Origin of the sequence: Nonomuraea sp. NPDC050478 (genome assembly GCF_044458265.1) — a bacterium.
GTDB classification, from domain to species: Bacteria; Actinomycetota; Actinomycetes; order Streptosporangiales; family Streptosporangiaceae; genus Nonomuraea; species Nonomuraea ferruginea.
The window spans coordinates 240,826-263,248 of the sequence record NZ_JBITHT010000004.1 but is presented as its reverse complement, the minus strand read 5'-3'; the positions used below and the strand labels follow the sequence as shown (position 1 = coordinate 263,248).

13 protein-coding genes are annotated in these 22,423 nt (G+C 71.1%); 10 read left to right on the top strand and 3 right to left on the bottom strand.

Annotation, left to right across the window (positions count from 1 at the left end):
- Nucleotides 1-118: 118 nt before the first annotated feature.
- Nucleotides 119-3,379, top strand: a complete 3,261-nt coding sequence (locus ACIBF7_RS21285) for a LamG-like jellyroll fold domain-containing protein (protein WP_397197911.1) — start codon at nucleotides 119-121, stop codon at nucleotides 3,377-3,379.
- A gap of 35 nt (nucleotides 3,380-3,414) precedes the next feature.
- Nucleotides 3,415-9,645, top strand: coding sequence for an RHS repeat domain-containing protein (locus ACIBF7_RS21280; protein ID WP_397197910.1), 6,231 nt, complete (start codon nucleotides 3,415-3,417; stop codon nucleotides 9,643-9,645).
- Between the two features lie 77 nt (nucleotides 9,646-9,722).
- Here the strand turns inward: ACIBF7_RS21280 and ACIBF7_RS21275 are convergent, their stop codons facing one another.
- On the bottom strand, nucleotides 9,723-10,430 hold the full coding sequence (locus ACIBF7_RS21275; RefSeq protein WP_397197909.1) for a hypothetical protein: 708 nt from the start codon (nucleotides 10,428-10,430) through the stop codon (nucleotides 9,723-9,725).
- Between the two features lie 10 nt (nucleotides 10,431-10,440).
- The gene (locus tag ACIBF7_RS21270; protein ID WP_261808722.1) at nucleotides 10,441-11,181 is read right to left on the bottom strand and encodes a FadR/GntR family transcriptional regulator; all 741 of its coding nucleotides are present in this window, start codon (nucleotides 11,179-11,181) and stop codon (nucleotides 10,441-10,443) included.
- A 69-nt stretch (nucleotides 11,182-11,250) separates the two neighbouring features.
- Between ACIBF7_RS21270 and ACIBF7_RS21265 the strand changes: the two genes are divergently transcribed.
- The 5 genes from ACIBF7_RS21265 to ACIBF7_RS21245 are packed head-to-tail and all read left to right on the top strand — an operon-like array spanning nucleotide 11,251 to nucleotide 16,752.
- Nucleotides 11,251-12,456 (top strand): (Fe-S)-binding protein, encoded by a 1,206-nt coding sequence (locus ACIBF7_RS21265; protein WP_397197908.1) that lies wholly within the window; start codon nucleotides 11,251-11,253, stop codon nucleotides 12,454-12,456.
- A 40-nt stretch (nucleotides 12,457-12,496) separates the two neighbouring features.
- Nucleotides 12,497-13,996 carry an FAD-binding oxidoreductase gene (locus ACIBF7_RS21260; protein WP_397197907.1) on the top strand — a complete coding sequence of 500 codons (1,500 nt, stop codon included), beginning with the start codon at nucleotides 12,497-12,499 and terminating at the stop codon, nucleotides 13,994-13,996.
- Nucleotides 13,993-14,247 (top strand): hypothetical protein, encoded by a 255-nt coding sequence (locus tag ACIBF7_RS21255; RefSeq protein ID WP_148033122.1) that lies wholly within the window; start codon nucleotides 13,993-13,995, stop codon nucleotides 14,245-14,247. Before ACIBF7_RS21260 ends, ACIBF7_RS21255 begins: the two co-directional genes overlap by 4 nt.
- On the top strand, nucleotides 14,231-15,706 hold the full coding sequence (locus ACIBF7_RS21250; protein WP_397197906.1) for an APC family permease: 1,476 nt from the start codon (nucleotides 14,231-14,233) through the stop codon (nucleotides 15,704-15,706). Before ACIBF7_RS21255 ends, ACIBF7_RS21250 begins: the two co-directional genes overlap by 17 nt.
- A complete protein-coding gene (locus ACIBF7_RS21245; protein ID WP_397197905.1) occupies nucleotides 15,703-16,752 on the top strand; it encodes an LLM class flavin-dependent oxidoreductase in 1,050 nt (349 codons plus the stop codon). The genes ACIBF7_RS21250 and ACIBF7_RS21245 overlap by 4 nt, the downstream gene beginning before the upstream one ends.
- Nucleotides 16,753-16,789: 37 nt before the next feature.
- Here the strand turns inward: ACIBF7_RS21245 and ACIBF7_RS21240 are convergent, their stop codons facing one another.
- A complete protein-coding gene (locus tag ACIBF7_RS21240) occupies nucleotides 16,790-17,431 on the bottom strand; it encodes a TetR/AcrR family transcriptional regulator (protein WP_397198261.1) in 642 nt (213 codons plus the stop codon).
- A 191-nt stretch (nucleotides 17,432-17,622) separates the two neighbouring features.
- Here ACIBF7_RS21240 and ACIBF7_RS21235 point away from each other — a divergent pair, with 191 nt between their 5' ends.
- The 3 genes from ACIBF7_RS21235 to ACIBF7_RS21225 are packed head-to-tail and all read left to right on the top strand — an operon-like array spanning nucleotide 17,623 to nucleotide 22,410.
- Nucleotides 17,623-18,837, top strand: a complete 1,215-nt coding sequence (locus ACIBF7_RS21235; RefSeq protein ID WP_397197904.1) for an oxygenase MpaB family protein — start codon at nucleotides 17,623-17,625, stop codon at nucleotides 18,835-18,837.
- A 40-nt stretch (nucleotides 18,838-18,877) separates the two neighbouring features.
- Nucleotides 18,878-20,098: an oxygenase MpaB family protein gene (locus ACIBF7_RS21230; protein WP_271276407.1), complete on the top strand. Its 1,221-nt coding sequence runs from the start codon at nucleotides 18,878-18,880 to the stop codon at nucleotides 20,096-20,098.
- Nucleotides 20,098-22,410, top strand: a complete 2,313-nt coding sequence (locus ACIBF7_RS21225; protein ID WP_397197903.1) for a molybdopterin cofactor-binding domain-containing protein — start codon at nucleotides 20,098-20,100, stop codon at nucleotides 22,408-22,410. Before ACIBF7_RS21230 ends, ACIBF7_RS21225 begins: the two co-directional genes overlap by 1 nt.
- Nucleotides 22,411-22,423: the final 13 nt, after the last annotated feature.

Here is a 22,423-nt window from a genome sequence, read left to right as displayed (position 1 = left end):
GAGACTATGGACGCGCCCCTGACAGGGGATGACAATCCGATCGACACACGAGATCGGGGCTACGTCAGGTAATCGTTTACCGGGCGACAACTGCTGCTCACCGACGGGCGAGGAACCTATGCGTGCAGTGCATGGCCTGATCACGACGGCGTTGATCACCGCGATCCTGGTAGTCCCCCCGCCGGAAGATGCGGGGGCCGGCCGTGTACAGGCCGTCGACCGCGGGTCGGCGGTCGAGCCGGAGCCCGCCGCGCTGGCGCGCGCCCAGCGCACCGGGAAGCGGGTCGAGGTCGAGTCGCTGCGCAGCGAGACCGCCCAGGTCTTCGCCCAGCCCGGCGGGACCTTCCTCCTGGAGCAGCACGTCCGCCCGGTGCGCGTGCGCGAGGGGGACGGCTGGGTGCCCGTCGACACGACGCTCCGCACGCGCCCCGACGGGACGGTCGAACCGGTCGCCACGGCAGTCGACATGACGTTCTCCGGCGGCGGCACGGCCCCTCTCGCCCGCCTGGCCCGGGGCGGCAAGTCGATGGAGCTCGGCTGGCACGGCGCCCTGCCCAAGCCGGTGCTGAACGGCGACACCGCCACCTACTCCGAGGTCATGCCGGGCGTGGACCTCCAGGTCACCGCCGACGTGGACGGTTTCTCCCACATCCTGGTGGTCAAGTCGCGGGCCGCCGCGGCAGGCCTGACCGAGCTGGCCTACCCGTTGTCGGCCGAGAGCCTGTCGCTGAAGACGGACGAGGCCGGCAACCTGGAGGCCGTCGACCGCAACGGCGGCACGATCTTCATCGCGCCCACCCCCAAGATGTGGGACTCGGAGGGCGTCACCAGCCCGCGGGCGCTCAGGGAGGGACGCTCCCCGGACGCTCGCGAGGCCACCATGGGCGTCGAGCTCGCCGGCGGGAAACTGCTCCTCAAACCGGACAAGAAATTGCTGACCGGCCCCGAGACGACGTTCCCCGTCTACCTGGACCCCTACTTCTCGGCCGCGCGTGGCTCGTGGACGGCGGTCTGGAAGAACCATGCCGGCAGCAACTACCTCAACGCCAGCGACATCGCCCGGGTGGGGAAGATCAGCACTTCGCAGACCAACCGCTCGTTCTTCCAGTTCACCGTCGGCCCGACAGTCCACGGCAAGCAGATCATCAACGCGACCCTGCGCACGTACGAGACGTGGTCGTACTCCTGCCAGGCCCGCAAGGTCGAAGCCTGGGGGACCGGCGCGATCAGCAAGAGCACCACCTGGAGCAAACAGCCGTACTGGTCCACCAAGCTGGCCACGGTAAACGTGGCCAAGGGCTGGGGCACGGCCTGCAAGCCCGGCGGGGTCGAGTTCAACGCCACGCCGTGGGTCGTCCGGGCCGCGTCCGAAGGCTGGACCTACGCCACCATCGGTCTGCGGGCCACCAGCGAGTCCGACGTGTACGCCTGGAAGAAGTTCAGGAACAACCCGGTCCTGGTCATCGAGTACAACTCGCTGCCCGCCACGCCCGGGATCGTCGACGTGTGGTCGGACCCCGGCGGCGCCTGCGTCTCCGGTGACGGGCGGCCCGTCAGCAGCACCGCCACGCCGAGACTCTGGGCCAAGCTGAGGGACGCCGACAACTCCGTCCGGGGCCGGTTCGAGTGGTACGCGGCCGACGGGGTCACCAAACTGGGCGAGTACGTCACGCCCATGGGCTCGACGGGCAACGCGTTCTCCGCGCTCGTGCCGCAGGGCGCGTACGCCGACGGTTCGGTGGTCCGCTGGCGCGTGCTCGCGGAGGACGGCATCGTCGGCAGCGCGTGGAGCCCCTGGTGCGAGATCAGGGTGGATTCCACGGCACCGGCCAGGGAGCCCGTGGTGACCTCGGCCGAGTACGGGGAGAACGCCTGGAGCGACGGTGTCGGCCTGGCGGGCACGTTCACCTTCGCGCCCAACGGCGTCGCCGACGTCGCCGGCTACCTCTACGGGCTCGACACCACGCCCGGCGCGGAGGTCGCCGCCGGGCAGAACGGCACCGCCACGATCCGGCTCACCCCGCGCCACGACGGCCCCAACATCCTCTCGGTGCGCAGCAAGGACCACGCCGGCGGGCTCGGCCCGATCCGCGCCTACATCTTCAACGTCAACCCCGGCGCCGATCCGGCGGCCCACTGGAAACTGGACGAAGGCCAGGGCACCCTCGCCGCCGACGCCGCGGACTCCCATCCCGTGACGCTGCACGGGGCCACATGGACCTCCGGCAGGAACGGCGCCGCCCTGCGCCTCGCGAGCTCGTACGCGCAGACCCAGGGCCCGGTCGTGGACACCAGCCGCAACTTCGCCGTCGCCGCCTGGGTCCGTCTGACCGGCACCGGCGCCACGGCCACCGCGCTCACCCAGGAAGGCACGGGCACGGGAGCGTTCGCCCTGCAGTACTCGAAGCCCGACGACCGCTGGGCGCTGGCCGTCGCCGGCTCGGACACCGCCGGCGCCCCGGCCGTGCGCGCGCTCTCCGCGGCACCGCCGAGGCTCGGCGAGTGGACCCACCTGACCGGGGTGTACGACGCCGCGGCCGGGCGGGTCTCCCTCTACGTCAACGGCAGGCTGGAGTCGACCGTCGCGGCGCGGTCGTGGGCCGCCACGGGCAGTCTCACCATCGGCCGCGGCCAGGCAGGCGGCGCCGCGGAGTTCTGGCCCGGCGACGTCGACGAGGTCCGTGTCTACGGCCGGGCCGTCTTCGCCGGAGAGGTCGCCGACCTGATCCACAGCGCCACCACGCTCGTCGGCCACTGGAAGATGGACGAGACCACGGGCCTGTCCGCGGCTGATTCCTCAGGCCGGTCGACGCCTGCCACGCTGACTGGCGGCGCGTCGTGGACCGGCGGCTGGCTCGGCGGCGGGCTCGCCCTCGACGGAGTCACCGGCCACGCCCAGACGGCCGGCCCCGCCGTGAACACCAGGACGGGGTTCACCGTCGCCGGCTGGACGCAGCTGGACTACCTCCCCGCCGGGGACGCCGCGCTCGTCGCCCAGCCGGGCGACCGGGCCGCCGGTTTCCAGCTCGGCTACGACGGGGAGCGGGGCCGGTGGATGCTCGGCATGGCCGGCGCGGACACCGACACCGCCGCCCTCGTGCGCACCCGCTCCGACGCCGTGCCGGTGCCGATGGTGTGGACGCACGTCGCGGGTGTGTACGACCCGCTCGCCGGCCAGCTCCGCGTCTACGTCGACGGCCGCCTGTCGACCACTCACACCGACCATCTCAGCCAATGGAACGCCTCAAGGCCGCTGCAACTGGGCCGTACCAAGACCGCCGGAGCCTTCACCGGTTACTGGCCGGGGACGATCGACGACATCCGCCTCTACGACGGGGTGCTCAGCGTCGAGCAGATCGCCCAACTGGCCGCGCAGTAGGACACCATCCAGAACCCCCCACTGGAGAGACGCTCATGGATGTTCCAGGCGAGTTAGAGTTACCCGAATCCCGATGGAACGGCCTCCAGCAGGCCCCTCGGCAGCCCGACATCCCCGACAGCTCATGGAACCGCTTCGAGGGAGAGAACAAGCCCGAAGCCCGCTGGCCCCGCAAGCTGGCCCCCGCTCTCACGATCTTGCTCGTGGTGCAGCTGGTGCAGGCCACACCGGCCCAGGCGGCTCCCCGCCAGGACCCGGCCGTGCAGCGGGAAGCGCCCGTCAAGGGCACTGACGTCCCTGTCAGACCGCCCATGGCCGACCCCGCCGCCGAGCGGGCGTGGCAGAAGCCCCCGGAGGTCCGCTGGCCCCGCACGCGCAGCGCCGTGCTGGGCGGTTCCGCCGCCGTCCAGGTGGAGGACTTCCCCGTCAGGCTGGCGTCGGGAACCGCGAAGACCGCCGCCGCCCAGGCCCCGGTGAGCGTCGAACTGCTGGACACCGGCCTGCCCGGCCTGGCCCTGCGGCTCAAGCCCGGAGCGGGGGTCAAGACGGCGGCCACGACCCGCCTGGAGATCGACTACTCAGGCTTCCGGCACGCCTACGGCGGCGACTACGGCTCCCGCCTGCGCGTGGTGAAGCTGGAGGAGTGCGCGCTCGACGCCGCCGCCACCGGCTGCGCCCCGTCGCTGCCGGTGAAGAGCGAGAACGACGCGGCCAAGGGCACGGTCACCGCCGAGGTCGGGACCGACGGCCTGTACGCGCTCACCGCGGCCCCCTCCGGACCGTCCGGCGACCACGCCGCCACGTCCCTGTCACCCACGGCCACGTGGAGCGTGGGCGCCCAGTCCGGCGACTTCACCTGGGGGTACGAGCTGCGCACCCCGCCCGCCCTGGGCGGCGACGAGCCGGACCTGGCGCTGGCCTACTCCTCGCAGAGCGTGGACGGCCGCACCGCCTCCACCAACAACCAGGCGTCCTGGGCCGGTGAGGGTTTCGAGCTGAACCCGGGCGGCTACATCGAGCGCCGCTACAAGGCGTGCATGCTCGACGGCAAGAAGACCGGCGACCTGTGCTGGGACCAGGACAACGCCACCATGTCCCTCGACGGCACGGCCATGGAGCTCGTCAAGGACGCTGTGAGCGGGCAGTGGCGGCCCAAGCGCGACGACGGGACCAGGATCGAAGCGCTCGTCGGCGCCACCAACGGTGACGACAACGGCGAGTACTGGCGGATGACGAGCCCCGACGGCACCCAGTACACCTTCGGCATGAACCGCCTCCCCCGCTGGGCCGAGACCACCGGCAACCCCGAGACGAAGTCGGTGCAGACCGTACCGGTGTTCGGCAACAACAGCGGCGAGCCGTGCCATTCGAGCACCCCCGCCAACGCCTGGTGCCACCAGGCCTACCGGTGGAACCTCGACTACGTGGCCGACACCCACGGCAACGCCACCACGTACTGGTACGAGCATGAGACGAACCACTACGGCCGCAGCATGAAGCCGGAGCTCGGCACCCGGTACGTGCGCGCCGCCCCGCTCGCCCGCATCGACTACGGATACCTGAAGGACGAGCTGTTCACCAGGGCTCCGGCCGCCCGCGTGGTGTTCGAGAACGCCGAGCGCTGCATCCCCTCCGGCGCCGTCACGTGCGCCCCCGGCGAGCTGAAGAAGGACACCGCGAAGCACTGGCCGGACGTGCCGTTCGACCAGATCTGTGACGCCGACGTGAAGTGCACCGACCGGCTGGCGCCGACGTTCTTCTCCCGCAAGCGGCTGGCGAAGGTCACCACCCAGATCCTCAACACCGACAGCGCCAGATGCGCGGGCGCGCAGTACTGCACGGTGGACTCGTGGGAGCTGACGCACTCCTTCCCCGCCTCCGGGGACGGCATGAGCCCCGCGCTGTGGCTGGCCTCGATCCAGCAGTCCGGTCACGTGGGCGGCCTGCTCACGCTGCCTCCGATCACGTTCGCGGGCAAGCAGCTGCCCAACCGGGTGGACGCGCTCGAAGGGCGCCCCCCGCTGATCAAGTGGCGGGTGCAGGCGATCGGCAACGAGTCCGGCGGCGAACTGCGCATCAACTACTCGCCCGCCGACTGCGCCCCCGGTGACACGCCGGTCGCGGACCGGAACGCCAGACGCTGCTTCCCGCAGCGCTGGGCGCCCCCGGACGAGTCCGAGGTCACCGACTGGTTCCACAAGTACCTGGTCACCCAGACGGTCGAGGTCGACCGGGTCGCGGGCTCGCCCGACGTGGTCACCGGCTACGAGTACCTGGACGGCGCAGGCTGGCGCTACGCCGAGAACATCCTGGTCAAGCCCGCGCACCGGACGTGGTCCGACTGGCGGGGGTACGGCCGCGTACGCGTGAGGGAGGGCGACGGGCAGGACACGGAGCGGACGCTCAAGGAGTACCGGTACTTCCGCGGCCTGCACGGCGACAAGCGGTCGGACGGCTCCCGGCGCAGCGAGCAGGTCGAGGACTCCGAAGGCGGCAAGCTGGACGACCTGGACCAGCTGGCCGGCTTCGAGCGCGAGGAGATCCTCTTCGACGGCGACGGCGGCGCGATCCTGACCGCGACCCTGGAGGAGCCCTGGTCGGTCAAGACCGCGGAGTCCACCCATGACGGCGTCACCAAGGCCGCGCACGTGATCCAGCCCGCCTCCATGGTCACCCGCACCGCGCTCCAGGGCGGCCGGTGGCGGCGCACCGGCGAGGCTCGCTCGTACGACGAGACGGGCCTGCTCCTGCGGGTGCACGAGAAGGGCGACCTGGCCGCCGCCGACGACGACGAGTGCGTCCGGTACAGCTACGCCAGGAACGACACCTCCTGGATGCTCGACTACACGAGCCGGATCGAGACGGTCTCGGCCGGCTGCGACACTCCGGTCGCGACCCTGGCCGCCGGCGAGGTGCTCTCGGACGAGCGCATCCAGTACGACGGGAAGGCGAACGGCCAGCCGCCCACCAAGGGCGACGTGACCTCCGTCCAGGAGCTCGTCTCCGCCGACGGCCGGACGATCACCGGCAGCGCGCACACCTATGACGCCTACGGCCGGGAGACCAGCGAGACCGACCCGGTCGGCACCAGGTCCGTCACCGCCTACAGCCCCGCCTCGGGCGCCCCCGTGACGGAGACCACCGAGACCAACGCGCTCGGCCACACCGAGCGCACCCAGCTGGAACCGGCCTGGGGCGAGCCGGTCGCCGAGGTCGACGCCAACAACCGCCGCGTCGACCTGGAGTACGACCCGCTGGGCCGGCTGACCAAGGTGTGGCAGCCCGACCGCAGCAAGGCGGCGGGGCAGTCGCCGAGCACCGAGTACACCTACCTGACCCGCAAGGACGGCCCCAGCGTCGTGACCACCAAGACGCTGCGCGCCGACGGCGGCTACACCACCAGTCACGAGCTGTACGACGGCCTGCTGCGCGAGCGCCAGACCCAGGAGCCCGCGCCCCGCGACGACCAGGCGAGCGACCCCGCGCTGCGGGACGGCCGGACGATCACCGACACCCTCTACAACTCGCAGGGCGAGGAGCACAAGGCCAACACCGGCTACTTCGCCGTCGGCACGCCGTCCACGAGCCTGATCGCGGTGGCCGACGCCGACGTGCCCAACCAGGTCGTGTCACTCTACGACGGCGCAGGCGAGCTCGACACCCAGGTCCTCAAGGCGAAGGGCGTGGAGAAGTTCCGGGTGAGCGCCCAGGTGGAGGGCGACCGCGTCCACCTGACGCCGCCGCCGGGCGGCACCGCGACCACCCGGATCGGGGACGCCGAGGACCGGCTCATCGAGCTGCGCGAGTACAAGGGCGCGACCCCGACGGGCGCGTACGAGTCCACCAAGTACACCTACGACTCCGCCAGCCGGCTGTCCACGGTGACCGACGCGGCCGGCAACGTGTGGCGTCACCACTACGACCTGCGTGGCAGGGAGATCAGGACGGAGGACCCGGACAAGGGCGTCACGACCACCACGTACAACGACGCCGACGAGGTGGTGACCACCACCGATGCCCGCGGCAGGACCCTGTGGCACGGCTACGACGCGCTGGGCCGCAGGACGCAGCTGCGCGAGGGCTCGGCCACCGGCACGCTGCTGGCCGAGTGGAAGTACGACGCGCTGGCCAAGGGCGAGCTGAACGCCGCCATCCGCTACGTGGGCGGGCAGGCGTACAAGGCCGAGATCAACGCGATCGACGCGGACTACCGCACGTTACGCCAGACCGTCACCATCCCCGGGCGCGAGGGGAAGCTGGCCGGCTCGTACGTGCTCAACACCCGCTACACGCTCGACGACCAGGTCCAGTCCGTCAGCTTCCCCGCCGCCGGCGGGCTGGCGGACGAGTCCGTCGTCTACACCTACGACGAGCTCGCCCAGCCGACCCGGGTCGCCGGTCTGTCGCCGTACGTGAGCGCGGCCCGCTACTCGAAGATGGGCGAGACCCTGCAGTACGAGCTGGGCGAGGGGGCCGGGAAGACCTGGCTGACCTACACCCACGACGAGGGCACCCGCAGGACGACCGGCATCCGGCTGGACCGGGCCGGCGCCCCCGCCACCGACCTCGACCTCCGCTACGGCTACGACCCGGCCGGCAACATCACCAAGATCGAGGACCGGGCCGGCGGGCAGGACACCCAGTGCTTCAAGCACGACCACCTGCGCCGCCTGACCTCGGCGTGGACGGCCACGGACGGCTGCGCCACCGGAAGCCCGCAGGCCGCCACGATCGGCGGCGTGGCCCCGTACGCGTTCAGCTACGCCTACGACGTCACCGGCAACCGGATCAAGGAGACCAGGCACGGCTGGGGCGGCGCGCCCGACACCGTGCTCACCTCCACCTACCCGGCGGCGGGCGGCAGCCGGCCGCACGCGCTGCAGTCCGTCGGGCAGGACCTGTTCACCTACGACGCGGCCGGCAACACCACCAGGCGCAAGGTCGGAAACTCCGACCAGACCCTGGTCTGGGACGCCGAGGGCAACCTGGAGTCGGTGACCGAGGCGGGCAAGGTCACCTCGTTCGTGTACGACGCGGACGGTGACCGCCTGCTGCGCAAGACCCCGACCGACGCCATCCTCTACATCGACGACATGGAGCTGCGCTTCGACTACGCGAAGGACGCCGTCGAGCAGACCCGCTACTACACCATCGGCGGCCAGCCCATCGCGGTGCGCACGCCGGACAACCAGGTGTACTTCCTGGCCGACGACCACCAGGGCACCGCCCAGGCGGCCGTGAACGCCCGGACCGGGGAGCTCGCGATCAGGAGGATGACGCCGTTCGGCGAGGACCGCGGCTCACCGCCCTCCTGGTGGCCGGGTCAGCGCGGGTTCGTCGGCGGCACCCGGGACGAGACCATCGGCCTCGTCCACCTCGGCGCGCGCGAGTACGACCCCAGGAACGGCCGCTTCCTCTCCGTGGACCCGATCATCGACCCGGAGGAACCGCAGCAGCTCAACGCCTACGCCTACGCCAACAACAGCCCGGTCACCATGAGCGACCCCGACGGCCAGTTGTTCTGGTTCGCGGCCGCGGCGGTGGCGATACGGATCGCGGCCATGCTCGCCGCCAGAAGGGCGGCCGCGGCGGCGGCCGCGCGGTACGCGGCCTGGCTGGCCAGGAAGCGTGCGCTCGCGGCAGCGGCCAAGAGGCGCGCGGCCGCCGAAGCGGCCAAGCGCAAGGCGGCACTGGCCAAGAAGAAGGCGGAGGCCGCGGCCAGAGCACGGAGAATGAAGGCCGAGGCCAGGAGAAGGGCCGCGCTCGCCAGGAAGCGGGCCGCCGACATGAGGAAGCGGGCGGCGGAGGCGGCGGCGAGGCGCAGGGCCGCGGCGGCGAAGCGCAGGCAGCAGATCGCGGCCAAGCGCAGACAGATCGCGGCCAAGCAGCGGAGCAGGCGCGCGAGCAAGTCCCCGAGCAGGACCACCCGGCGGCAACGGCCCGCCAACCGCCCGACCAGCCATCGGGCGGCCCAGCGACAGTCGCCGCCGAAGGCGCAGCGCGCATCGGTGAGGCCACGGCAGTCGCCGCCCGCGACCCAGGCCGGGGCGGCGAACAGGCAAGGCTTCGTCCAGCGGGCCGCCATTCGGCACCCCCGGGTGAGATCGGGGCTGGAAACCGGGCTCGAATATCAGAGCAACTTCAGCACCACCTGGGGCTATGCCGCTGGGGCCGTGCCGAAGTACGGCGAAACCCTTTCCCCGGTGGGACGGGCGGGGGCGTTCGTAGGAGGTTTCATCAAGGGATTCATCAAGTCGAAGTACTGAGCGACGCCGCCCTGCCAGTCCGGCACCGGCAGGGCGGTCCGGGCGGCCGTCACCGTGAGGGTGGCGGCCGCCCGGCCCTACCGAGGGCTGGCCGCGCGGTCCCTGGTGGAGGTGACGATGCTCCACGGCAGCTCGGGCAGCGGATGCCGGTCCGGCACCGGGTCCAGGAGCAGGGAGCCCGCGGGTAACCGCGGCGAGTTGGTCACCACCACCCTGCCCTCGCCGTTCACCAGCGTGATCTGCGTGGGACTGGCCGCCAGCACGCCGAGCAGCAGCGCCTCGAACCTGGCCGCCCGCACGTCGGCGCCCACCACCCCGAGGAAGCGCCCGTCCACCTCGGCGGGCGTGGTGAAGGTCAGCATGTACGTGTCGGTGCCGCCGAAGTCGACGTACGGGCCCACGATGTGACGGCGGCGGGTGCGCTCGGGCACGGCGAACCACTCGGCGGCGGTGTAGTCGTAGAAGTCGAGGCTCTCCGGGTCGAGGTCCACGTCGAGGAAGATCGGATCCTGCTCGGGCGGCGCCTGCCACCACTCCAGCCAGCGGCGGCGGTCGGCCAGCACGCCCGGCGCGACGATGACGCCCGCCCCCGCCAGCACCTCCCGCCGCCCGCCCAGGCAGGCGAAGATCTCCGGCCGGACCGCGGCCAGGTCGGCGGAGGTGAACGAGCCGGAGGCGCGATAGCACGCCACGACGCCCGCCAGGATGCGATCCAGCGAGCGGAAGATGTCCGCGACGATGGTATGGACCCGGTCCGTCACCTGATCGACGTGCCGAACGCTCATCGTTGCCTCCTCACCCGGATGCGACGAGCCGCCAATGGAACTCCATCAGACGCTCTATCCCCTTGTCGATGTGTTCCTCGGTGATGGACCTGGCCCGGTCCGGATCGCGGGCCTCGATGGCGTCGATCACCTGCGTGTGGCTGCGCACCACGTCACGCGGGCCGACGGCCTCCCCGTACGGGAGCCAGAGCAGCTCGCCCACCTCGGCCTGGATGTCGATCTCGGCGCGCGTCAGCCGTACGGACTGGGCGGCGGCGGCGACCTCGATGTGGAAGCGGCCGTCGGCGCGGCGGCGCTCGCCCACGGAGGCGGCGGCGTCGAGGCGGGCGAGCACCTGGCGCAGGCGTGTGACGTTGTCGGCGGAGGCGCGCAGGGCGGCCAGCCGGGCGGCGGTGCCGGCGATCGCGGAGCGGTAGTCGCCGATCTCGCGCAGCTCCGACGTGCTCAGCTCGCGCAGGCGGCGGCGGAGCCGGGCCGTGGACGGGTCGGCGGGCGCGAGCACGAACGTGCCGCCGCCGCGCCCCCTGCGGGTCTCGACCAGGCCGCGCTCGCGCAGCGCGGCGAGGGCCGCGCGCAGGGTCACGGTGGAGACGTTGAGCGCGCCGGCCAGCTCCAGCTCGGCGGGGAGCTGGTCGCCGTCGGCGATCAGGCCGAGCGCGATCGCCTCGGCCAGCCGGCGCACCACGACCTCCACCCGGCCGGACCCGTCGTCGACCGGGGCGAACACCGCCGCCTTGGGGAGCTGGCTCACACGCTCCAGCATATTGCCTTTTGAAATATGAACTCATAGTTTTAAGCGCAACCCACCGAGGGAGGCCAGATGCCGGATCCCGAGAAGAGGTTCCCCGAGAAGAGGTTCGCAGAGGAGTGGCGCAACAGCGCTTACAACTGCTTCTCCTCAGGCCACAAGTTCTGCCGCGAGGTCTGCCCCGTCATGCAGGTCACGCGGAACGAGTCCTGGAGTCCCACCGCCTTCCACGCCAACGTCGTGGCGATGGAGAAAGGCGAGCTCGAGGTCGCGGACGTCGCGGCCGACTACGTCAACTGCACCGGATGCGGCGCGTGCGAGCTGCGCTGCCCCAACTCCCTGTTCACCGGCGACTTCTACCGTTTCCGCACCCGTACGGTCGACCTGGTCAAGGCCGTGCGCGGGCTGGCCGTCGAGCAGGGCGTGCACCAGCCGGGCTGGCAGCGCTGGAACCTGCTCACCGACGAGCGCCGGCACGAGCCGGTGCTCGACGGCACCCCCGTCGACCAGGAGCGGGTGCGCGACTGGGCCGAAGGGCTCGACCTCAGGATCGGCGGGGAGACCATCCTCTTCGTCGACTGCGAGGCGGCCTTCTACCGCACGTCGGTGCCGCGCTCGGTGGCCCGGATCCTGAATCTGGCCGGCTACGAGTTCGGGCTGATGAACGAGCAGTGGTGCTGCGGCGGCCCGGCCGCCGAGATGGGGTACGAGGAGCAGGCGCGCCGGTTCGCCCAGCACAACCTGGACGACTGGCGGGCGGCGGGGGTGCGCCGGGTGCTGGTGCTCGACCCGCACGACTACATCACGTTCACCGAGGACTATCCGAGATACTTCGGCGACGCGTACGACATCGAGATCGTGCTGGTCGTGGAGCTGCTGGCGGAGCTGATCAGGGAGGGCAGGCTGACGCCGCACGTCCCGGTCGAGCGCACGGTGACCTACCACGACCCGTGCCGGCTCAACAAGCGCAAGGGCGTCTGGCGGGAGCCGCGGGAGATCCTGCGGGCCATTCCCGGGCTCACGTTCGAGGACGTGGACCGGGTGACGCAGTGGTCGTACTGCTCGGGCGGGGGCGGCGGGCTGCCCGTGGAGAAGCCCGAGCTGACCGCGAAGATCAGCGAGCAGCGGGTCGGGAAGGCCGCCGAGCTGGGCGTGGACACGCTGGTCAGCGCCTGCCCGTGGTCGGAGCGGCCGTTGTCGGAGGCCGGCCGGGCGCGGTCGATCGACGTCGTGGACCTGCACGAGCTGCTGGCCGAGTCGCTGGGGGTGGCGCCATGAGCGGCGTGCTGCCCGGCGGTCCGGTGGCGGAGGTGGCGTCATGACGGTCCTGATCGGTGATCCCGTGCTGGACGAGCTCCGGCGGATCCTCGGCCCGGAGCACGTGCTGACCGGCAAGGCCGACCGGCTCAACCGGGCGCGGGTGCCGGCGCCGTTCCCGGTGCACCGGTGGGCGGAGCGGATGCCCGACCTGGTGGTGCTGCCGGGCTCCACCGAGGAGGTCGCGGAGGTGCTCAGGCTGGCGAACAGCCTGCGGATCCCGGTCGTGCCGCGCGACGGCGGCACCGGCCTGACCGACGGCGCGGTGCCGCTGCGCGGCGGCATCGTGGTGGACGTCAAGCGGATCAACCAGATCAAGGAGATCGACCTCGACAACCGCACCTGCACGGTCGGGACCGGCATCAACGCGCTGAAGCTGAACGAGGTCCTCGCCCGGCACGGGCTGATCTATCCGGACGACCCGGCGTCCTACCCGTGCTCGCTCGTCGGCGGCCGGATCGGCACCAGCGGCTGGTCGCTGATCGGCTCCCGCTACGGCCACTCCCGCGACCTGGTGCTCAGCTTCGACCACGTGCTGCCGACCGGCAAGGTCATCCACGTCGGCGACGGCATCGGGCGGAAGATCACCAAGAGCTCCAGCGGCTACCAGCTCAAGCACCTGTTCATGGGGCACCAGGGCACGCTCGGCATCGCCTCCGAGGCGACGCTCAAGCTGTTCCCGAAACCGGAGGCGGAGTTCTCGCCGTTCTGGGCGTTCGAGGACTACGACAGCGCCTACCGCGCGGTCGGCGCGCTGGCGCGGGCGGGCGTGGCCACGTTCGCCGGCGCGGTGCTGTTCGACGAGTGGAAGGTCGCCTACCTGCGGCGCGACGACGAGGCCTACATCCCGCAGCCGTCGTCGGTGCGGGCGCTGGTGTGCGCCGCGATGTACGGCTACGAGGACGAGGTCAGGGCCGGCGGCAGGAGGCTGCTGCGCATCGCCCGTGATCTCGGCGCCCGCTACCTCGGCGACGAGATCTCCGAGGGCGACTGGGCGGCCAGGCACGACAGGTACGCCACGCCGCTGCACGGCCGCACCCGCTCGGGCCAGGTCGTGCCGATGAGCTGGCACTGCGAGGACGCCTCGATCAACTACACGAACCTGCCCTCGGTCAGGCTGGCCTGGCACGAGATCGCCGACCGGCTCCGGCGGGAGAGCGACGTGTTCGACGACTGGGGCATGTTCGCCTACACCAACGGCTCGACCGGCGCCGACTACCTCACCGAGATCGACATCGGCATCTGGGAGCAGCGGCTCGACGACGCCGCCTGGGCCGCCTGGGTCCGGGCCAAGCGCGACCTCGCCGCGGTGGCGCTGGCGCACGGCGGCTCGATCAGCGCCTGCCACGGCTCCTGCCGCGAGGGCGAGGTGGACCTGATGCCGGAGGAGCTCGGCGGCGGCTTCGACGTGATGCTCGACATCAAACGGGCCATCGACCCGAACAACATCATGAACCCCGGCAAGTACCTGCTCGACCAGGCGTACGCGGAGCAATCATGAAATATCGCCATCAGGAGGAGATGTCGCATCCGCCGGCCCAGCGGGTGACCGACGTCGCGATCACCCGGTTCGAGCACGTCTTCGAGGTCGAGCCCGGCCTCATGACCGACCACGTGACCCAGCAGACCTTCCCCAACTGGGACACGTTGCGCCTGGTCCGGTCCCGGGCCGACCACCTGGCGTGGATGCACCGGCACTTCGCGGACAAGGTGATCTCTGGCGAGGAGCTCCTCCATGACCTCGACGAATGACGCCCCGCGCGACGACGCCGAACTGGCCGGCCTCGGCTACACCTCCGAGTTCCGCAGGAACATGAGCCTGTGGGCCAACTTCTCCCTCGGCTTCACGTACCTGTCTCCCGTGGTCGGCATCTACACGCTGTTCGCCTCGTCGCTGGCCATCGGCGGCCCGCCGATGATCTGGAGCCTGGTCATCGTGGGCGCCGGGCAGTTCCTGGTGGCGCTCGTCTTCGGCGAGATCGTCTCGCAGTACCCGCTGACCGGCGGCATCTACCCCTGGGCCAGGCGGCTGTGGGGGCGGCGGTGGGCCTGGATGACGGGCTGGGTGTACCTGGTCGCGCTGCTGGTGACGATCGCGAGCGTGGCGTACGGGGCGGGGCCGTACCTGTCCGCCCTCCTGGGGATCGAGGTCAGCACCTGGAACACGATCCTCTGCGCGCTGGTGATCCTGGGCGTGGCGCTGGTCATCAACCTGGGCGGGACCAGGGCTCTGGCGATGGCGGCGATCATCGGGTTCGCCGCCGAGCTGGTCGGGGCGCTGGCCGTGGGGCTGTGGCTGCTGCTGACCCAGCGGCACCACGGGCTGGAGGTGCTGTTCGACACGTTCGGCGCGGGTTCGGAGTCCGGATATTTCGTGGCGTTCCTGGCTGCCGGGCTTATCGGGATTTTTCAGTATTACGGGTTCGAGGCGTGCGGTGACGTGGCCGAGGAGGTGCCCGACCCGACCCGGCGCATCCCCAAGGCCATGCGCATGACCATCTACGTGGGCGGCGCCGCCGCGACGTTCGTCTGCCTGGCGCTGCTGCTCGCGGTGCCCGACTTCGCCGCCGTCATCTCCGGCGCCGACGCCGACCCGGTGACGAACGTGCTGACCGCCGCGTTCGGCCCCGTGGGCCTGAAGGTCGTGCTCGGCGTGGTGCTGCTGTCGTTCCTGTCGTGCGCGCTCAGCCTGCAGGCGGCCGCGAGCCGGCTGCTGTACTCCTACGCCAGGGACGACATGATCGCGTTCAGCCGCGTGTTCAGGAAGTTCTCCCCGGTCAGGCACATCCCGCCGAACGCCATGCTGGTCGCCGCCGCCGTGCCCGCGGTGATCGTGCTGGGCTCGATCGTGTCGGAGGACGCCCTCATCAAGATCATCTCGTTCGCGGTGCTCGGCATCTACCTGGGCTTCCAGATGGTGGTGCTGGCGGCGCTGCGGGCCAGGGTGCGCGGCTGGCGCCCGGCCGGCCCGTTCACGCTCGGCCGGGCGGGGCTCGCCGTCAACGTGGCCGCGCTGGTCTACGGGGTGCTCGCCATCCTCAACATGACCTGGCCGAGGACGCCCGACGCGCCCTGGTACGACAACTACCTGGTGGCTCTGTCCGGGCTGGTCGTGGTCGCCGCCGGGCTGGTCTACCTGCTGGTCGCCAGACCGTACGACAAGGGCGACGCCCCTTCCGGCGACGCCATCCCCCAGGAGGTCCGACGATGAAGTTCAGTTACGTCATGCTGCCCGACTACCCGCTGCGCGACTCGCTGGCGTCCATCCGCCTGGCCGACGAGCTCGGCTTCCATGCCTGCTACGCGGCCGACGAGACCTGGCACAAGGATCTGTGGCTGCTGTTCGCCGCCGCCGCGCAGCAGACCTCCCGCATCCGGTTCGGGCCCAGCGTCTCCTCGGTGGTGCTGCGCGAGCCGTCCCTGATCGCGCAGGCGGCGGCCACGCTCGACGAGCTCAGCGACGGGCGCGCCGAGGTGGTGCTGTCCAGCGGCAACTTCGGGCTGCTCGCTCAGTACGGCATCGACTGGACGGTCACCAAGCCGCTGTCGCGCGTGAAGGAGGCGGCGCACGTGGTGCGCACGCTGCTGGACGACGGCGCGATCACCTACGACGGCGAGTTCTTCAAGTACGACGGCCTGTTCACCTTCGCCCGCCCGGTGCAGGAACGCGTGCCGGTCAAGCTCGGCGCGATGCGCGGGCCGCGCTCCTTCCGTGCGGCCGGCGAGCACTCCGACGGCGTGCACCATGCGCTGAGCTACAGCCGTGAGGCCTACGACTACCTCGTGGAGCACTTCACGGCCGGGGCCGAGAAGGCGGGCAAGGACGCCGCCGCGATGGACATCGGCGCCTGGGTCGTCTTCGCCACCGGCCCGGACTCGGCCGTGGCGAAGGAGGCCGCCCGCAGCATGGTCGGCCTCTACGCCTCCTCCATGCCCGCCGAGCAGCTCGAACGCAACGGCGTCGAACCGGGCGCCATGAAGCCGATCGTCGACGCGCTCGGCGCCGGCGACCTGGCCAGGGCGATCGAGCTGACCACGCCCGAGGTGGGGGAGCGGCTGTCCATCGCCGGCACCCCGGAGGAGTGCGTGGCCAAGATCAAACGCGAGATCGAGCCGGCCGGCGTCAACCACATGATCCTGGCCATCACCGACGCGACGCTGGTCAAGCAGTTCATGGGGCGGGAGCTGCCCGAGGTGGCGGACGTGGACACCCAGCTCAGGCTGATCCACGACCAGATCATGCCCGCGTTCGCCTGACCGGGGGAGGGGCGCGGCGGACCGCGCCGTGCCCCTCTCAGGTGCGCAGCATGGGCACCAGGAACTGCCGCGCGACGGCGGCCAGCTGCTCGTCGTCGTCAAGGTCGACGATGTGGCTCGGGGTCGACAGGAAGGAGGCGGAGACCCGGACCATGAGCTCGGCCACCAGGTCGGCGTCCAGGTCGTCCGGCACGTGGCCCGCGCGCTGCTCGCGGCGGAGCTGGCCCGCGACGAACTGCCGCACGGTGGCGAGGGTCCGGCCCCCGTCGCTGATCATGGACGGCACGAGCAGCTCAGGCTCGGCCTCGATCAGGCCGCCGATCAGCGGGTTGCCACGGATCGCGCGCATCGAGCTGACGAAGCCCAGGACGACCCGGTCGGCGGCGGTGCGTGCCTGCTCGATGTCGATCAGGAACTGGTCGAAGTAGCGCCGGAACTCCCGGCGCACGACATGCTCGACCAGCGTGTCCTTCGTGGCGAACCGCCGGTAGACGGTGACGCGGGAGACCTTCGCCCGGCGGGCGACGTCCTCCATCGTGGAGCGCCGGATGCCTGTGCGGCAGAACTGCTCGTACGCCGCGTCGAGGATGCGCGCCCGGGTCGGGTCGGTGTCGTCCACCTGCTCCACCGCGTCGATGTAGGCACGTTCCAGCAACGACTCGGAGTCCGACGGCGGCATTAGCGCGGACAGGGCGGATTCCACGATCACCTCACGAACACGGTTCTGACTCGTTCCCCCACAACGGTGGCCGCGGTCTTGTGATGGGCATCACGTTGTGCTCTCATGATGATGATACACAGACGCGTTCTCTGTTTCATCGTATCAACGGGTGTCATCCCGCTCCCGGCGAGAAGAGGAGGAACGACGGCATGGACAAACCCAGCAGACGCAACGTGCTGAAGGCGGGCGGCGCGCTCGGCGCGCTCGGCGCGCTGAGCGTCACGACCCCGGCGTACGCGTGGACCTGGTCGCCCAAGGGCTCGGTGGCGGGCACGGGCGTCGGCGCCGACCCGCGATGGGTGTGGGACGCGGAAGCGGACCCGCTGGTCGCCTCGCTGCTCGACCGGGGCGACGTGCCCCTGGTCAACCGGCTCTTACGCAACTGGACCAAGAACGGCCAGCCGCTGCCCGACGGGCTCCCGGCGGACCTGCGGGCCTTCATGGAGGACGCCCGGCGGCTTCCGCCGTGGACCGACCACGGCAAGCTGGCCACCTCGTTCAGGTTCACCGAGAAGCGGGGACTCTACCTCGGCGTCCTGTACGGCATGGCCAGCGGCATGATGAGCACGGTCATCCCCCGGGAGGCCCGCGCCGTCTACTACTCGCAGGGCGGCGCGGACATGAAGGACCGCATCACCAAGACCGCCAAGCTCGGTTACGACATCATGACGCGCAACGCCTTCGATCCCGACGGCGAGATGATCGTGACCTGCGTCAAGACCCGGCTGGTGCACGCCGCGGTGCGGCACCTGCTGCCGCAGTCCCCGTACTGGCCCCCGGTCGCCGACGAGGAGATCCCGATCAGCCAGGCGGACATGATGGTCACCTGGCACAGCCTGGGCACGACCGTCATGCAGAAGATGCTCGACTGGAGGGTGCCGATCCCCAGCTCCGAGTCCACGGCCTTCCTGCACTCGTGGCAGCTCACCGCGCACATGCTCGGCATCAGGGACGAGTACATCCCCGCGTCGTGGGCGCAGGCCAACTCCCAGGCGGAGCAGGTTCTGACCCCGATCCTGGCGCCGACCCCCGAGGGCATCAAGCTGGCCGACATCCTGCTCAACCTCGGCGCCGAGGTCGACGGCGCCATCCTGTCCAAGCCGATCCTCGGCGCGTTCACCCGCTACGTGCTCGGCGACCAGATAGCCGGCTGGCTGAAGATCCCGAGGGAGCCCGTCTGGGACTCGCTGCTCCGGCTGTCCTGGCGGCCGTTCATCGCCATCCGCGAAGGTCTGCTCAACCTCCCGCTGGCGCCGGAGACGTACTGGCTCTTCGACGAGTTCCTGCGCAAGGCGACCCTGCTCTTCCTGTCCGAAGCGCAGCCGATCAGGATCGAGATCCCGGAAACCAACCGGCCGTCCTGATCGACCCCTTTGATTCGGCACACGGAGAGGAGTACGGGCAATGGCGGAGTTGAGCAGGCGCAAGATCCTGATCTCGGGCGGAACGCTGGGAGCGCTCGGCGCCCTGGGGCTCACCCCTCCGGCGGAGGCGAGCCAGACGCCCTGGACCTGGTCGGCGCGCGGCTCGGTCGCGGGCTCCGGCGCCGGCACGGACCCGCGATGGGTGTGGGACGAGGAGGCCGACGCGCTGGTCGCCTCGCTGATCGACCGGGGTGACGTGCCCGAGGTCAACCGCCTGCTGTGGGACTGGAACCGGAACGACCAGCCGTTGCCCGACGGCCTGCCGGCGGATCTGCGGGACTTCATGGAGCGGGCCCGCCGGCTGCCGTCGTGGGCGGACCGCGGCAAGCTGGAGACCGCGGCCGACTTCAACAAGTCCAGAGGGCTGTACCTCAACCTGCTCAACGGCGTGGGCGGCGGCATGCTGAGCACCGCCATCCCCAAGGAGGCCCGCGCGGTCTACTACTCCAAGGGCGGCGCGGACATGGAGGACCGCGTGGCCAAGACGAGCATCCTGGGATTCGCCGTCGGGTCGCTGAACGCCTACCGGCCGGACGGCTCGTGCGTGGTCGAGGCGGTGAAGACCCGGCTGGTGCACGCCGCGGTGCGGCACCTGCTGCGGCAGGTGCCCCACTGGCCCTACGGCATCCCGATCAGCCAGGAGGACATGCTGGTCACCTGGCACACCCTGCCGACCTTCGCCATGCGCAAGATGCTCGAATGGAAGGTGCCGATCAGCTCCGCCGACTCCGCGGCGTACCTGCACGTGTGGCAGGTGACCGCGCACATGCTCGGCATCAAGGACGAGTACATCCCCTCCAGCTGGGACGAGGCCTACGCGCAGTCGGACCAGGTCCTGCCTCGCAACATGGGGCCGACCCCCGAGGGCGTGGCGCTGACCGACATCCTGCTGGACCAGCTCGCCGAGCAGACCAGCCCCGGCAGCATCAGCCGGCCGCTCTGCAACGCGCTCGCCCGTTACCTGGTCGGCGACCAGGTGGCCGACTGGGACGGCATCGAGCGTGAGCCGGTGTGGGACCCGCTGATCAGCTCGGCCTGGCCGAAGCTGGTCAGGTTCCGTGAAGGGCTCATCCCGCTGCCGCTGGTGCCGCAGATCGCCTGGGTCATCGACGAGGCGGTCCGGCAGTACATCATGTTCTTCCTCACCAAGGGCAAGGAGACCAAGATCGAGATCCCCACGACCAACCGGCCCGGCACCTGATGACCGGACCGCAGGACGACGGGCCGGGCTCGGCCATCGGGCGGCGGCGCTTCCTCGGGTACGTGCTGGCGGCCCCGACCCTGGTGGCCGCCGCCGAGCTCGCCCCGGCGCCGGCCGGAGCCAGTGCCCCGGCCGGGGCCGGGGCACCGGCCGCGCCCGAACTGACCGAGCTGGTCGACCTCAACGACCTCATGACGGCGGCGGCGCTGCCCACCTCGAACCTGATCTCGGTCGAGGTGCGGCAGGACGGCACGGTGGCGTTCGCGCTGCCGCGGGCCGAGGTCGGCCAGGGCATCACCACCTCGACGGCCATGCTGATCGCCGAGGAGCTGTCCGTGCCGCTGGACCGGGTGCGCGTCACGCTGGCCGACGCCCGCCCCGAGCTGGTGTTCAACCAGCTCACCGGCGGCTCGAACACGACCATCGCCACCTATACCCCGATCCGGGTCGCCGCCGCCGTCGCCCGGCAGCGCCTGCTGACCGCCGCGGCGGCCGAACTCGGCACCGACGCGGGCAACCTGACGATCGAGGACGGGGTGGTCAAGGACCGCGCCGGCCGGAGCGTCGGCATCGGCGCGCTCGCCTCGAAGGCCGCGAGCACGCGGACCGAGCGGGTGTCCGTGGAGCTCGCGCCGCGGGAGAGCTTCACCGTCATCGGCAGGCCGCACAACCGCGTCGACGCCCTGGACGCGGTCACCGGGCGCAAGAAGTTCGCGATGGACCTCGACGTCCCTGACGCCAAGCCGGCGATGGTGTGCCGCCCGCCGACCATCAACGGCAAGGTCGGCTCGGTGGCGAACCTCGCGCAGGTCCGCGCCATGCCCGGCGTCACCGACGTGGTGACGATCTCCACCGGGGTCGCGGTCCGTGCCGAGACCTTCGGGCAGTGCGTCGACGCCGTACGCGCCCTGCAGGTCTCCTGGAGACCGGGCACCGCGGAGGGGAAGTCCGACGCCAGCGTGCTGCGGCAGCTCGAAGCGGCGGAACTGCCGATGGGGCTCAGGCCGCCGACCCCCGTCGTCGAAGGCAAGTTCACCTTCTACTTCCGCAGCAACAGCGCGCTCGAACCCAACTGCGCGATCGCCGACGTGCGGGCCGGGCGGGCCGAGATCTGGTCGGCGCTGAAATCGCCGATCGTCGCCCAGCAGGCCATCGCCGCCAAGCTCGGGCTGCCCACCGGCAAGGTCACCGTGCACGTCACCGAGGGCGGCGGCTCCTTCGGGCGCAAGCTGTTCTTCGACGCCGCGCTCGAAGCCGCCGAGATGTCACAGAAGATCGGCAAACCGGTCAAGCTCATGTGGCACCGCGCCGACGACTCCCGCCAGGGGCGCACCCACCCGATGGCCACCTCGCGGGTCCGCGTCGCCTACCTCGGCGACACCGTGCTCAGCTACAAGCAGCGGCACACCAGCGTCTCCACGGACCTCGGTCACGGGCTCGGTGAGATCATCACCGCCCTGGCCGCGAGGCTTCCGGTGGGCGACATCGGCTTCGCCCAGACGTTCTTCCATCTCAGCCAGGCGACGTCCTACCGGTTCGGGGCCGTCAGCCGGCTGCTCAGCGAGACGGACAAGGGCTTCAACACCGGCAGCATGCGCAACGTCTACTCGCCCGACGTCACCTGCGCCCGCGAGCTCATCGTCGACCAGCTCGCGGCGAGGATGGGCAAGGACCCCTACCGGTTCCGGCGCGACTTCCTCCAGGACGACCGGTCCAGGGCGGTGCTGGCGAAGGTGGCGGAGGCCGGGAACTGGGGCCGGTCCATGGCACCCGGCACCGCCCAGGGCATCGCGTTCCACGCCGAGTACAAGTCGGTCAGCGCCGCGCTGGTGGAGATCGACTGCCGGCCCGCGACGGTCGACCGGCCCATCCGCGACGGCGTGGCCGGGCCGCGCGTCACCAAGGTCGTCTTCGCCGTGGACGTCGGCCTGGCCGTCAACCCCCGCGGCCTGGAGGCCCAGATGATGGGCTGCGTCATGGACGGCATCGCGCTGGCCCTGACCTCCAGCCTCCACCTGCGCGACGGCCACTTCCTGGAGGCGAGCTGGGACAACTACTTCTACACCCGCCAGTGGAACACCCCGCCGGAACTCCAGGTCATCGTCATGCCCAGCACGTCCGACCAGCCCGGCGGCGCGGGGGAGCTGGGCGTCGCCGCGTCGATGGCCGCGGTCGCCTGCGCGTACGGCCGCGCCACCGGCACGATGCCCACCAGCTTCCCGATCAACCACGGGACGCTCTCCTTCACCCCCAAACCCACCGTCCCGCCGATCCCGCCGTCGCCGACCGACGGCCTGGACCACGCCCGCTGAACCAAGGAGATCT

Bases quoted from the DNA above. Each gene is read 5' to 3' on its own strand.
- ACIBF7_RS21285 (WP_397197911.1), top strand. From the start codon at position 119: ATGCGTGCAGTGCATGGCCTGATCACGACGGCGTTGATCACCGCGATC.
- ACIBF7_RS21280 (WP_397197910.1), top strand. From the start codon at position 3,415: ATGGATGTTCCAGGCGAGTTAGAGTTACCCGAATCCCGATGGAACGGC.
- ACIBF7_RS21275 (WP_397197909.1), bottom strand. From the start codon at position 10,430: ATGAGCGTTCGGCACGTCGATCAGGTGACGGACCGGGTCCATACCATC.
- ACIBF7_RS21265 (WP_397197908.1), top strand. From the start codon at position 11,251: ATGCCGGATCCCGAGAAGAGGTTCCCCGAGAAGAGGTTCGCAGAGGAG.
- ACIBF7_RS21260 (WP_397197907.1), top strand. From the start codon at position 12,497: ATGACGGTCCTGATCGGTGATCCCGTGCTGGACGAGCTCCGGCGGATC.
- ACIBF7_RS21255 (WP_148033122.1), top strand. From the start codon at position 13,993: ATGAAATATCGCCATCAGGAGGAGATGTCGCATCCGCCGGCCCAGCGG.
- ACIBF7_RS21250 (WP_397197906.1), top strand. From the start codon at position 14,231: ATGACCTCGACGAATGACGCCCCGCGCGACGACGCCGAACTGGCCGGC.
- ACIBF7_RS21245 (WP_397197905.1), top strand. From the start codon at position 15,703: ATGAAGTTCAGTTACGTCATGCTGCCCGACTACCCGCTGCGCGACTCG.
- ACIBF7_RS21240 (WP_397198261.1), bottom strand. From the start codon at position 17,431: ATGCCGCCGTCGGACTCCGAGTCGTTGCTGGAACGTGCCTACATCGAC.
- ACIBF7_RS21235 (WP_397197904.1), top strand. From the start codon at position 17,623: ATGGACAAACCCAGCAGACGCAACGTGCTGAAGGCGGGCGGCGCGCTC.
- ACIBF7_RS21230 (WP_271276407.1), top strand. From the start codon at position 18,878: ATGGCGGAGTTGAGCAGGCGCAAGATCCTGATCTCGGGCGGAACGCTG.
- ACIBF7_RS21225 (WP_397197903.1), top strand. From the start codon at position 20,098: ATGACCGGACCGCAGGACGACGGGCCGGGCTCGGCCATCGGGCGGCGG.